Here is a 13693-nt window from a genome sequence, read left to right as displayed (position 1 = left end):
ATCAATTTTAATATTTTAAAACAAATATTCAATTCAACATCAATGTTTGAAATCTCACAATTAAAAGAAATGAAGCTTCCTGAGTTACAGGAAATAGCTAAAAAACTGAACGTTTCCAAATATCGTTCATTAAAAAAACTGGATTTAGTATACCAAATACTGGATCACCAAGCTGCAAACCCAAAAGCAGTAAAAGAAGTTGTTAAAGAGGACACTAAAAAAGAAGCTCCAAAAGCCGAAGCCCAAAAGCCTCAACAGCAAAAAAAACAAAGAGAGCGCATACAGCGTCCCAATAAGGAAGCCAAAAAAAGCGACAACAAACCTCAGCAAGACACCAAAACAGATGCTCCCAAAGCTGAAACCCCAAAAGCTGACAACCAAAAACCCCAACATCAAAGTTCTTCCAAACCAACCCACAATAAAGATTCTGGCAATAAGGATAAAGCTGATCAAAAAAGCAGTTCTAAAAGCGATAATCAAAATCGTTCAAAAAAGGACAACAAAAATCAAAACCAAAACAAAAACCAAAATTCAAACAACAACGGGAACAAGGATACTAGAAATAGATATCGCGAACCGGATTTTGAGTTTGACGCCATTATAGAAAGTGAAGGAGTTTTGGATGTAATGCAAGATGGATATGGTTTTTTACGTTCTTCAGATTATAATTATTTATCCTCTCCAGATGATATTTATGTATCTCAATCCCAAATCAGATTATTTGGCTTAAAGAAAGGTGATACCGTTCTTGGAAACGTAAGACCACCTAAAGAAGGCGAAAAGTATTTTCCCTTAATTAAAGTGATCAAGATTAATGGTTTAAACCCAGAAGTGGTTAGGGACAGAGTGTCTTTTGAACATTTAACACCACTTTTTCCTCAAGAAAAATTTAATATTGCCGAAAGACAAAGCACCATTTCAACAAGAATTATGGATTTGTTCTCTCCTATAGGAAAAGGTCAACGTGGTATGATTGTTTCGCAACCTAAAACTGGTAAAACCATGTTGCTTAAGGATGTAGCCAATGCCATTGCTGCCAATCATCCAGAAGTTTATCAAATGATTTTGCTTATAGACGAACGTCCTGAAGAGGTAACAGACATGCAACGTAATGTTCGTGGCGAGGTTATTGCTTCAACTTTTGACAAAGAAGCACACGAACATGTAAAAATTGCAGATATCGTTTTGGAAAAAGCTAAAAGATTGGTGGAATGTGGTCACGATGTTGTAATCTTACTTGACTCCATAACACGTTTGGCCAGAGCATACAACACAGTACAACCTGCTTCAGGAAAAATATTAAGTGGTGGTGTAGATGCCAATGCCTTACACAAGCCAAAACGTTTCTTTGGTGCTGCCAGAAATATTGAAAATGGTGGATCTTTAACCATAATTGCTACAGCATTAACAGAAACTGGCTCAAAAATGGATGAAGTGATTTTTGAAGAGTTTAAAGGAACTGGAAACATGGAACTGCAATTAGATAGAAAAATCTCTAATCGTAGAATTTTCCCTGCAATTGACCTGACTTCTTCAAGTACCAGACGTGATGATTTATTATTGGAAGAAAACACCATTCAAAGAATGTGGGTCATGCGTAAATATCTAGCAGATATGAACCCTGTTGAAGCTATGGAGTTCATTAATGAAAGGTTTAAGCAAACCAGAAATAACGAAGAGTTCCTAATTTCAATGAATGGATAACATTGTTGAAACAACAAATAACTAAGCCTTGGGAAACCAAGGCTTTTTACTTTAAATTACCGTTCTGTACTTAACTATTTCTTGAACAGAAGTACAAATGCTTCAGCGGAATCTTTCAATGCTAAAATAAAGGCTTTTAGGTCACAATTTAGAGGTGTGAGGAATACGGAATACTTCTTATATCGGTTGATTAAATTATATTCTTAAAAATGGTAGAAACCCAGAAATTGTTCTTGATCCGAAATTGTTCTTGATCCAAATTATTCTTGATCCGCTTTTGTTTTATTCATTCTGTTATATTTAAGCACAAAAAAAACCTTTCAAATTGAAAGGTTTTTAAAAAAGTTATCTTAAGTGCTTCTTATAAAGAAGCCACGTGTTTGGACAATTTAGATTTTAAATTAGAAGCTTTGTTAGCATGAATAATGTTCTTCTTTGCTAACTTATCTATCATAGATACAATCTCTGGAAACAAAGCCTCAGCCTCAGATTTAGATTCCATATCACGTAATCTCTTAATAGCATTACGTGTTGTTTTATGCTTATATCTATTTCTTAAACGTTTCGCTTCGTTACTTCTAATTCTCTTTAATGCTGACTTATGATTTGCCATTATATTATCTTTCTTTTATAAAAATTGTAGCCCGTAGGGGAATCGAACCCCTCTTACCAGGATGAAAACCTGGCGTCCTAGCCGATAGACGAACGGGCCATTTTGTTTTGAGTGCGCAAATATATAATTATATATTTAAACTTGCAATACTTTTCAAAATAACTAACAATGTTTCCATTGTAAACCTTCCTGACATACATATTAACTTTTATGTCATTCAAGCGGGTGCAAAAATACAACTATTTTTAAATGTTGCAATACCTTGTTGTATTTTTTTTGAAAAATTTTTTATTAATATGCTTTTGCGAACAACACTCTACCTTTTGAAGGTTTTCCTGTATAGACACAAGTTCCATTTTCTGCTATTTCATCTGTTGGGATGCATCGTATCGTGGCTTTTGTGAGCTCTTTGATTTTAGCTTCGGTTTCTACTGTTCCATCCCAATGAGCAGAAATAAACCCTCCTTTTGTTTCCAAAACATTTTTAAAATCATCAAAAGTGTCCACCAAAGTTATGTGGGAATCCCTAAACTCCAAGGCTTTTTTGTATAAAGAATTTTGTATCTCAATCATTAATCCTTCAACAGTAGATGTTAAGGTATCCAATGCAATAACCTCTTTTGTAAGCGTATCCCTTCTTGCCAATTCCACAGTTCCATGTTCCAAATCCTTAGGTCCAATGGCTATCCTTAAAGGCACTCCTTGCAATTCGTGTTGTGCAAATTTGGCTCCAGGCCTTAAGGTGGTTCTGTTGTCATACTTCACAGAAATATGTTTGGCTCTAAGGTCGCTCATCATTAAATTAGCAAGTTTGGTGATTTCTTCAAACTGCTCATCGGTTTTGTAAATAGGAACAATGACCACTTGATTAGGCGCCAGGTTTGGAGGCAACACCAATCCTTTGTCATCACTGTGGGTCATGATTAAAGCTCCCATAAGCCTAGTTGAAACTCCCCATGAAGTCGCCCAAACATAATCTTGTTTCCCTTCTTTGGAAGTAAATTTTACATCAAATGCCTTGGCGAAATTCTGACCCAAGAAATGAGATGTCCCTGCTTGCAAGGCTTTACCATCTTGCATTAAAGCTTCAATACAGTAGGTTTCTACAGCACCTGCAAAACGTTCACTTTCTGTTTTTACGCCCTTAACAACTGGAATTGCCATAAAGTTTTCGGAAAATGTTGCATAAACATTGTTCATCAATTCTGCTTCTTTAATAGCTTCAGCTTTGGTTTCATGAGCTGTATGTCCTTCTTGCCATAAAAACTCGGCTGTACGCAAAAACAATCGCGTTCTCATTTCCCAACGCACCACATTTGCCCATTGGTTTATTAACAATGGTAAATCCCTATAAGATTGAATCCATCCTTTATAGGTGTTCCAGATAATAGCCTCACTAGTTGGCCTTACTATAAGTTCTTCCTCTAACTTTGCCTCTGGATCCACACGCAACTTCCCAGGATTCTCAGGATCATTTTGTAATCTGTAATGAGTAACAATGGCACATTCTTTGGCAAAACCTTCGGCATTTTTTTCCTCGGCTTCAAACAAGCTTTTAGGTACAAACAAAGGAAAATATGCGTTTTCATGACCGGTCTCTTTAAACATACGGTCCAATTCTGCTTGCATCTTTTCCCAAATGGCATAGCCATAAGGCTTAATTACCATACATCCTCTAACGGCAGAATTTTCCGCAAGGTCGGCCTTAACAACAAGTTCGTTATACCATTTAGAATAGTCTTCTGCTCTACTTGTAAGATTTTTACTCATATTCAGGGTTTTGGCACAAATATTGTGATTATGTTAAATATAAAAATAGTTGCGCAAAACTAACTATTTTTGTTATGTTCAACAATTAAAATCAAGAGATATGCAAATAAATAACTCCTTTTTAACTAAAACACCATATATAGCTGTTTTTAGCTTGTTTGTTGTTTTGGCATCTTGTGGATCATCTCAATATGCCGTAAATGACAATGATGGTATTTATAGTTCAGACACACCTGTTGAATATCAGGAAGATGCCGTTACGGTTACTGAAAAAGAAACCAGCAGTCAAACCTTTTATAAGAATTACTTTAAAGAAAAGTCTTTAGAATATCAGCTCCCTGAAGAAGAAAATGAAGATGCTATTTTTACAGATATTGATTCCTATGAAGGGGAATATGCTGTAGCTCAAGACACTTCTGATGTGGAGTATAATAGTTATGCAGGTTGGGGTGAAGACAGCAATGACATTTCCATTACCATTAGCACTGGGTTTAACTATGGTTTTGGCTGGGGCTATAACCCATGGTACTCTCCATATTATTATGGTGGATACTATCCTTATTACGGTTTTGGTTGGGGCTATTACAGTCCTTGGTATCCGTATCCTGGTTACCCTTATTATGGAGGTTATTATGGTGGATACTATGGTGGTTACTATGCTTATGGAGGTAGAGGTTTAGCCTACAATTATGGCAGACGTGGAAATTACTATTCAGGTAACTATTATAACAACAGAACCAATAATAATTACTATAATTCCAGAACCAGAACAACACGTTCTAATCTGGGATATGCCACTCCAAGAACAAGAAGCAATTCCGATACTAGATCAAATACTACCGTTAGACCAAGAACCAGGGATAATTCAACGGTTAGTCCTAACTCCACAGTAAGACCAAGAACAAGAGACAATTCTACTGTGAAGCCAAATTCTACGGTAAAACCTAGAACAAGGCCACAATCGAATAACGTTACGCCTAGGCCTAGAACAAATTCAACTCCAAGAACAAATTCTCCTAGCAGATCTTATTCACCAAGTAGATCTTCTGGTAGTTCACCATCCTTTTCATCTGGAGGGGGAGGAAGAGTTTCTGGTGGTTCTAGAGGCAGAAGATAAAATTGACTAAAAGAAAAAGAAAAATATGAAAAAGTTACTTTTACTATTCGTAGGCATTCTTTCTACGGGTATTATTTACGCCCAAGATGTTACAGACGCTGTTAGATACACACAGGATGAAATTCAAGGAACTGCAAGATATAGAGGCTTAAGTGGCGCGTTTGGCGCTTTAGGGGGAGACATGAGTGCTGTAAGCATAAATCCAGCCGGTTCAGCCATATTCAATAATAGTCATATATCTTTGTCTCTATCTAATAACAACATAAAAAATGATGTTCAATACTTTAATGGTTTCAATACCTCTAAAGAATCGAACATTGATTTAAACCAAACTGGTGCTGCGTTTGTTTTTTACAATAGAAATTCAAATTCAGATTGGACAAAATTTGCGTTTAGTGCAGCCTATGATAAAGTTCAAAATTACAACAACGATTGGTTGGCATATGGTACAAATTCAGCCTCCATTGATAGATATTTTTTAGATATTACGGAAAAACAAGCTATTCCTTTTGGAGTGTTGAAACTGCAACCAGGAGAATATATTGAAGAAGCTTATGCTGATATTGGTTCCAGCCCTGCATATGGATATCCTGTTCAGCAAGTGTTTTTAGGGTACTGGGCAGGGATTATAGACCCGGTGAATCTAGACAACAGTACCAATGATGATGAAACCAACTATTTTTCAAATACAGCTCCAGCAGATTCATATTACCAAGAATTTTATTATGCTTCTTCGGGTTACAACGGAAAATTCTCTTTAAATTTTGCCACTTCCTATAAGGATAGATTATATCTTGGTATTAATTTGAACTCCCATTTTATTAATTATGATAAGTTCACAAGCTTCTATGAAACCAATAACGATCCAGATTCCTTAACAAAGAATATTGTTTTCGAAAACTGGCTTTCTACTTATGGTTCAGGGTTTTCATTTCAACTAGGTGCCATAGCGAAAATCACCAATGATTTAAGGTTGGGGCTTTCCTATAATTCTCCTACATGGTACCGAATTGAAGAAGAATTGATTCAAGGTATTGATTCCAACATTGCAGATCCAGATATAGGTTACATCTCTAACATTATCAATATTTACCCTTCTTATAATCTTCAAACTCCTGGAAAATTCACAGGTAGCTTGGCTTATATTTTTGGTGAATACGGATTGATAAGTTTTGACTATTCCTTAAAAGATTACAGCAACACTAAATTCAAACCAACATCCGATGCATATTTTGCAACACAAAACAACGCTATAAACAATCAACTAACCACTGCTTCTACCTATAAAATTGGTGGTGAAATAAGGTTGAAACAACTTAGTTTAAGAGGTGGCTACAGATTGGAAGAAAGTCCTTATAAAAATGGTAACACCTTAGGAGACCTAAAAGGTTATTCTTTAGGGTTGGGTTATAGTTTTGGAAGCTTTAAATTGGATATGGCTTTTGATCAAGCTAAACAAACTGCGGAATATAGATTATACAACAACTCTGGTTTTCCTAGCAGCGCTTCTTTGGATTCCAGGTTTACAAACGTGACCGTTACTGCTGCATTCAACCTTTAAAAACGATACAGTTTTATTATAAATTAGAACTCAGACAATGTCTTTATTGTCTGAGTTTTTTATTTAAATAGTTCATTGTTACACACCTAAATTGTATTTTAATTATTGCATATTAAATCATCATCAATAATGCTATAAACTAAAAATGAATTGTTTTTTATGGATTACAGATTAAACCATGAATATTAAACAGCATTTAATTAACATCAACATCTTTTAACTTAATATACTACTTAAATTAAACTCCATATAATCAAAGCTTAAAAAATTAAATAAAATTAATTTAGTTAAACAATGACTTTTATGAATACGTATATAGCAAAAGCATGAAAAAAACTCAGACAAGAAGATATGTTTTGTCTGAGTTTTTTTGTTTTATATCGAGAGAAAGCCTTTCTGACCCTTACCTCTTTAAACTAAAGTGGGCTTTAAATTGCTTTTGCTCTCCTGTACTTTCTCCTAGTTCTCGATACTCTATGGTAAACCAATAGTCACTTGACGGCATCAATTCGCCATTGTAGGTACCGTCCCATCCCGGACCGGTAGGGCTTAACTGCTTTAACAGCTTGCCATATCGATCGTATATAAAAATCTTGGCATCCAATTGGTTCTCTATCCCAAATATCCGCCACGTATCGTTATATCCATCGTTGTTGGGTGTAAAGAACAATGGGTAATCCATAACAAGCACCATATCGCTGGCCACTCCACATCCATTGATGTCCCTGGCCTGGATCACATGCTCCCCAAAAGGCACATTGGAGAAGGTATAGGTGTTGGTATTTGGCTCGTTGCTCACCCATGGGCCATTGTCTATACTGAATTCAAATACTGCTGCACCATCCCCTGTTGCTGTTACTTCTATGATGTGATTGTCTGCAAAAGCTTCTGTTGTTACATTAGCTGTAACATTTGGTGGAGAGCTCAATTGCACGACAGCTGTGTCTGTGCTTGTACACCCATTGGAGAGGTCTGTTACCATTACCGTATAAGTGCCTTCTACTGGTGGCTCATAAAAAGAGCCTGTACTTAACACTGTTGATGGATCTCCTGCTTCTGTCCACTCAAAACCATATAAGGTTGAACTTAGACCGGTATCCATTAACGGGGCGCTTATCACCTCTGTTCCGTTTGTGTTTATACAAATGGTGTACAGATCGTCCATGTCAAACGCTGGGATGGGATCCACCTGTAACGTTAATGGCTTGATATCGTAACATATAGAACCTGGTGTGCTATCGTTGTCTATTCGCACCCAAATAACCTGTGGGTTGGTAAGGTTGACATACGGTGCTGATGTACCTATGGCATTGCTCATGGCCTCGGCGTCCGCCATGGTCTCATAATATGTCACATTAAAATTAGCTGGATCTTGTCCATTTAACAAAACAAAGTTTTGTGATAATAAATCAAAACCAACACTATCATTGCTTGGGTCGCCATCAAATTCCATGGTGTCATCGCATAATACATAAGTATCATGGTTTGGGTTGACCTCTGCTGCCTCTTGTACTTCAACAAAGAAGCTTACCGTAGCTATATCACAGCTTGTGATTGTATTGTTTATATTTACAAATATCTCTTGTGGGTTTACTGTGTTTTGAAAAGCAGATGGGTTTGCTATAGCTCCTGTTCCCGACTCTGCTGCTGCTAATGTTGTATAATAGCTTACTGCAAAATCCGGCTCTGGTTGCCCATTTAAAATAGCACTGGTTTGTGTTGTTAAATCAAAAATATAAATATTGTCTGTGTTTAACTCACAGGCTATTATATTGTCTACTGCAACCGTATCCGGTAATGGGTTCACAATAATATCAAAACTTACAATGGTATAACATCCAGTTCCTGTATCTAATGGATCTGATGGATCCCCTGTATTTGTAACTCGCGCATAAATGGTTTGTGTCGGGCCTGTGTTTGTGTACGCGGTTGGGTTTGGAATGCTGTTCGCCCCTGATTCCGCATCGGCCATTGTGGTATGGTACGAAACGGTTTCGTTATAGGCATTCAACATCGCTGCTTCATTGGCCGTGATATCAAACTCCTCTTCTAAATCCCCTGGATTGTTATCATCGCACAACTCCATGTTTGGCAGTGCTGCTGTTGGGGTCGGAACCGTGTTCACCACCAAGGTCAAGGTGGTCAGCGCATAACAGTCCACTCCATTGGCCGTAGAGGATACGGTTACAAAGATGGTCTGTGGATTGTGTGGTGCCCCACCTATCGAGGTATTGGCATAAGCTGTATAATCTGCTATTGGCGTGTTTGCCGTTACGTCCGCCATGGTCTCGTAATAGGCCACGGACCAACTGGAGTTGCCCCCTGTTATGATATTGTCCTGGACCGTCAAATCAAATATGGCATAGCCATCGTTGTCAACGCTGTCGTCACAGATCTCGTATTGCATCGCTTCGGTTGTGGTTACTGGAACTGGTAGCGGGTTCACAATCAGTTCCAGGGAGGTTACCCTTATACAGCCTGTGGCATTATTCTCAACACGTACCCAAACGGTCTGGTTTGATGCCACAGTGTTGGTAAAGGCGCCTGGAGTTGCTATATAGCTTGGATCGGTTGTCCCTATCTCTGCCCCTGCCTGTGTGGTATAATATGTAACGGAATATGCCATTGGATCTAGCCCATTTAAAATCTCTGTATTGCTCGTTGTTAAATCAAATTGCGTCATCCCATCGGCAACCCCATCGTCATCGCACAGTACCAGTGCCTCTGGATCCATTTCTATATCCGGTGTTGGGTCTATTATCAGTTCCAGCTCCAAAATGGTCGGGCAGTTGGTCCCCGGACCATAATCTACTCGAATATAAATTATCTGACCTGCTACATTTGTAAATACGTCCGGCTGTGGCAGGACATCGTCCATGGCATTTTGCTCGGTTAAGTGAAAAGAAACCTCGTAGGTTGGATCTATTGCTTCTATATTGTTTCTAGTGTCCGTTAAATCAAAAACACCTAGACCATCATTATCTGGATCACAATAATGCAGGGCTGATGGACTTGGAACTGCCGGTGCATCCACTACACCAAGTTCCAATGTCGTGGTGGCATAACAACCGGTTGCCGCGTCCTCTACGCGCACCCAAACCACCTCACCATCGGTGCCTATATAGGCTGAAGATGATGGCAGTACTTCTGGTGAACCATTCTCTGCATCTAATAAACTGGCATGGTAGGTAACTATATAAGTTGCATTGCCTCCAGAGATCTCATCATTCTTCTCATTCAAATCCATTTCTGTCATCCCATCGGCTACATTGTCATCGCAGACAATCAATGGGCTTGGATCTACTACTGTTGGTAATGGGTTTACCACAACAACAGCTGTTGTCGTTAGTGTTGAACTACAAGCCGTGGTCGGGTTTTCTACATTTTCTAAGCTAAGGGTCTGGGTTACACCGACGCTTGGTATTGTTACAACCCACTCGCCCAAGGCATCTAGAGTTACCTGAACACTGGCTCCTCCATTTACATTGTAATCCACAATATCGCCTGCATCCCCTGTAATGGTAAACACGGCATCGCCATTGGGACAGATATCGCCTGCAGCAACTACGTTTGCTGTTGGGTTTGGATTCACAATAACCGTAGCGGTATCGGTAAGAGGGGAACTACAATTGCTGGTCGGGTTGGTAACTTGTTCCAATGTAACCACCTGATCTACTGTGGCTCCTGCTACCGTTACAATACCTTCGCCTAAAGCATCTAGGGTTACTTGTGTGCTTGCTCCTCCATTGATGTTATAGTCCACAACATCGCCTGGCGTACCTGTTATGGTAAAAATGGCATCTTCTCCACTGCAGATGTCTGTGTTTGTTGTTAATGACACAATACTCGGCAAGGCCACCACGGTTACAGTTGCTGTGTCTGTAAGTGTCGAACTACAGCTCGTATCTGGATTGGTTATTTGCTCCAAAGTAATGGTTTGGTTAACTGTGGCTCCTGGAACCGTTACTATTCCTTCTCCTGATGCGTCTAAGGTTATTTGACTGCTTGCTCCTCCATTGATGTTATAGTCTACAACATCGCCTGGCATACCTGTTATGGTAAAAATGGCATCTGTACCATCGCAAATATCTGTATTGGTGGCAAGGCCGGTTATCACTGGCAATGGATCCACCGTTAGCAACAACTGGGCCACACTGTAACATTGTGTCGTGATATTTTCTACGCGAACATGGACTGTTTGGGTAGTGGCCGTGGTATTGGTATATGCGCCTGGTGTTAGGATTTCACTTGCCGAGCCTGGACCTGTTTCGGCATCTGTGGCATCTTCATAATACGTGATGGTATAGTCTGTGGACGGTAACCCATTTAATATGGATGTCTCTGATAGGGTCAGGTCGAATTCCCCAAACCCATCGTCTCCCGGAAGAACGTTATCACAAATGGTCTGACTTGCCGGTATAATCTCTGGCACTGGGTTCAGCACCAAATCGAAAAATGGGCCCACTGAAACATTGCTGCAGCTGGCATCACTGGCCAGTTCTACACGTACCCATATAGGCTCTCCTGAACTGGAATAGGGACTGCTCAAGGCGCCTGTGCCTGCATCGGCTGAGGCTTGACTTGAATAATAAGTCACTGTAAAATCACTCGAGGGCTGCGCTCCCAATATTGTCAAGGTCTGACTCTCTAAATCAAAATCGGCTACACCATCATTGCTCGAATCGTCACATTGCACCAAATCACCAACTGCATTGATAGTTGGCTCGGGCGTGATGTTCAAAGTGAAGGAAGAGGTTTCGTAGCAACCTGAGTTTAAATATTCAATTCTTATATAAATCACCTCTCCATCTACTCCTGTATAAGCAGCTGCTGTACCTATGGCACCTGTATCGGCATCGGCATCGGCTTGGGAGTTGTGGTACGTGACTACTAAATCACCTGCATTGGCAGCTGATGCAGTTACCACTGGTGTATTCTGAGTTAGATCGAAGATGAAAGGTGGAGCACCTGGATTGCACAAAAAGAGGTTGTTAATTGATTCAACAATCGGATTTGGGTAGAATTCAATTAGAATATCATCAGAAGTTTGACAATCAGCAGACAAAACAACATCTACGGAATAAGTGCCTGATTGCGTGACAGTAATAGTAGAATTATTCTCTCCTGTAATTATGTTACCATTGTAATACCATATATGATTCCCATCTGCGCCAACAATTCCTGTATCTAAAACAATGCTATCTCCTTCACAAACAGTATTTGAAGCTGCAATAGTAATGTCTTCGCCTAAGTCTCCTCCCAAATTAAAACTTCCTCCTTCAAGAAAAACGGCTGAATCCCATAAGGTATCGTTATGATCGGCTATAACCAATTTAATTGAATAAAGTGTATTAGGAACAACTGTTCCAGATGCTGTTAAAGGAACTGTATGACCTTTGATGTTTATTGGGGCTGTTGCTTCTGGAAGTCCATCAAAATCATCGTAATAAGCTCCAAAATACTGAGGGTTTACAGACGCACAACCACTATTATATGCATTATCCCTTATGGTTAATACAGACACGGGATTAGTTGTTCCTGGAACGACTGCCAAATTGGTAGTTATTCCAGTAGCGACTTCGGTAAGTAAAAAAGCGAATCCATCAGCAAAGCTACATTGAAAAGTGCCATATTCTTCAGAGGCGAAAATGAAGTTAAAACTTATTTCATTTGCTAATGGAGTGAATTCAAATTCCATCCAAGTGGCATCTAAAGAATTTAAGCCTGGAATAGCTGCCTCTAAATCGGGGTCTGAAGTACCCCATCCCCCTGTGCTTAACGTTCCTGTCTCAGGACCTGCTGCTTGTTCAGCATCACCTGACATTAAAATAATACCTTCCTGAAATGGAAAAGTAGACCCACTTCTGTTAAAATATGCAATTCCTTGTGTATTTGGTCCACCTTGAAATGTTAAATTATCTATTGATGCGCATCCACTATTAATAAGTACATCTTCTACTAATTCCAATTCTGTATATAAATCACCATCTACAGTTACATGATCTGATAATACATGAACTTCAATTGTCTGAGTACCTGAACAGCCTGTAGGGTTCGAGTCTGATACTGTAAAATTAACTATATAAACACCTGAAGTATTATAGGTATGTGATACATTTTGACCATTTTGAGGAGTTCCTTCTCCAAAATCCCACAAGTAGGTGGCTCCAGCTCCTGAATCCGAAAATGTAGCGCTTCCTGTAAAGTCAACAGTTTGTCCTGGAAAAATTTCTATAATATTATTTACTGCTGCTGGAATAGTACTGTCTATACTTGCAACAATATTTTGACAAGCTGCACCACATAAAATATCTGCTGACCAACCAGGTCCAGGATAATTTCCGTCTGATATAAACTCAATTGTTAAACATCCACTTACATTAGATTGAGAAGCAGTAATTACTCCAGGATTGTTACCAGGCCCTCCCCCATCAAAAGAACCTATTACAGGAGCTGTAGTATCTGCACCATCATAAATAGTAAGCACATCAGCATTCAATTGTGTGCTAAACTGTGTAAAAGTTAACTGAATAAAATCTCCTCCAGCATCAGGACATATAGTCATTATTATATTTTCATTATTACTATAATTACCGGTATTTCCACCAGAATCATAAAAAACCCCCGAACATTGATTAAAGGTTCCGTTTTGCATATTCAAGTCTTGTGCAAAGACTGAAAAGCTAACTAAAAAAAAGGTAACAATAAAGAGTAATTGATGTTTCATAATATCTATTAAATAATGCGTTAGTTTAAAACTAACTTTCTTAAAGAGGCTATTTTTATTGCCTAAATTTAAGAAATTTTTAACTATGGGATAGATTTTTTACAAATGTTTATCCATACCGTATTAAAAATTAACTTATTTAAATACTTCTTAATAAAAAAACTCAGACAAGAAGATATGTTTTGTCTGAGTTTTTTTGTT

General features: G+C 38.6%; 6 protein-coding genes, 1 tRNA gene and 1 pseudogene. 4 read left to right on the top strand and 4 right to left on the bottom strand.

The window, feature by feature from the left end:
- Positions 1 to 42: 42 nt before the first annotated feature.
- Together rho and AACY93_RS02840 are read left to right on the top strand one after the other, a co-directional pair.
- Positions 43 to 1704 carry a transcription termination factor Rho gene (gene rho / locus AACY93_RS02845; protein WP_007649792.1) on the top strand — a complete coding sequence of 554 codons (1662 nt, stop codon included), beginning with the start codon at positions 43 to 45 and terminating at the stop codon, positions 1702 to 1704.
- 57 nt (positions 1705 to 1761) lie between these two features.
- Positions 1762 to 1911 (top strand): annotated as a pseudogene (locus tag AACY93_RS02840) (transposase); the annotation flags it as partial.
- A 154-nt stretch (positions 1912 to 2065) separates the two neighbouring features.
- Here AACY93_RS02840 and rpsT read toward each other — a convergent pair.
- The 3 genes from rpsT to proS all read right to left on the bottom strand — a co-directional run bounded on the left by rpsT (position 2066) and on the right by proS (position 4087).
- Entirely contained in the window at positions 2066 to 2317 is a 252-nt protein-coding gene (rpsT, locus tag AACY93_RS02835) for a 30S ribosomal protein S20 (protein ID WP_286853281.1), read from the bottom strand.
- A 27-nt stretch (positions 2318 to 2344) separates the two neighbouring features.
- Positions 2345 to 2416: transfer RNA gene (locus AACY93_RS02830), tRNA-Glu, on the bottom strand.
- A 192-nt stretch (positions 2417 to 2608) separates the two neighbouring features.
- Positions 2609 to 4087 (bottom strand): proline--tRNA ligase, encoded by a 1479-nt coding sequence (gene proS / locus AACY93_RS02825; RefSeq protein ID WP_286853280.1) that lies wholly within the window; start codon positions 4085 to 4087, stop codon positions 2609 to 2611.
- Between the two features lie 100 nt (positions 4088 to 4187).
- Here proS and AACY93_RS02820 point away from each other — a divergent pair, with 100 nt between their 5' ends.
- Positions 4188 to 5204, top strand: coding sequence for a hypothetical protein (locus tag AACY93_RS02820; protein ID WP_286853279.1), 1017 nt, complete (start codon positions 4188 to 4190; stop codon positions 5202 to 5204).
- Between the two features lie 25 nt (positions 5205 to 5229).
- Positions 5230 to 6765, top strand: a complete 1536-nt coding sequence (locus tag AACY93_RS02815) for a transporter (protein WP_286853278.1) — start codon at positions 5230 to 5232, stop codon at positions 6763 to 6765.
- A 403-nt stretch (positions 6766 to 7168) separates the two neighbouring features.
- Here the strand turns inward: AACY93_RS02815 and AACY93_RS02810 are convergent, their stop codons facing one another.
- Positions 7169 to 13492, bottom strand: coding sequence for a choice-of-anchor L domain-containing protein (locus AACY93_RS02810; protein WP_339611058.1), 6324 nt, complete (start codon positions 13490 to 13492; stop codon positions 7169 to 7171).
- Positions 13493 to 13693 lie beyond the last annotated feature (201 nt).

The organism is uncultured Xanthomarina sp. (assembly GCF_963971605.1).
Taxonomy (GTDB): domain Bacteria; phylum Bacteroidota; class Bacteroidia; order Flavobacteriales; family Flavobacteriaceae; genus Xanthomarina; species Xanthomarina gelatinilytica.
This window is presented reverse-complemented; position numbering and strand designations above follow the sequence as displayed.

What these genes read in the sequence shown, in the direction of transcription:
- rho (WP_007649792.1), top strand. Translation starts at nt 43, where the DNA reads ATGTTTGAAATCTCACAATTAAAAGAAATGAAGCTTCCTGAGTTACAG.
- rpsT (WP_286853281.1), bottom strand. Translation starts at nt 2,317, where the DNA reads ATGGCAAATCATAAGTCAGCATTAAAGAGAATTAGAAGTAACGAAGCG.
- proS (WP_286853280.1), bottom strand. Translation starts at nt 4,087, where the DNA reads ATGAGTAAAAATCTTACAAGTAGAGCAGAAGACTATTCTAAATGGTAT.
- AACY93_RS02820 (WP_286853279.1), top strand. Translation starts at nt 4,188, where the DNA reads ATGCAAATAAATAACTCCTTTTTAACTAAAACACCATATATAGCTGTT.
- AACY93_RS02815 (WP_286853278.1), top strand. Translation starts at nt 5,230, where the DNA reads ATGAAAAAGTTACTTTTACTATTCGTAGGCATTCTTTCTACGGGTATT.
- AACY93_RS02810 (WP_339611058.1), bottom strand. Translation starts at nt 13,492, where the DNA reads ATGAAACATCAATTACTCTTTATTGTTACCTTTTTTTTAGTTAGCTTT.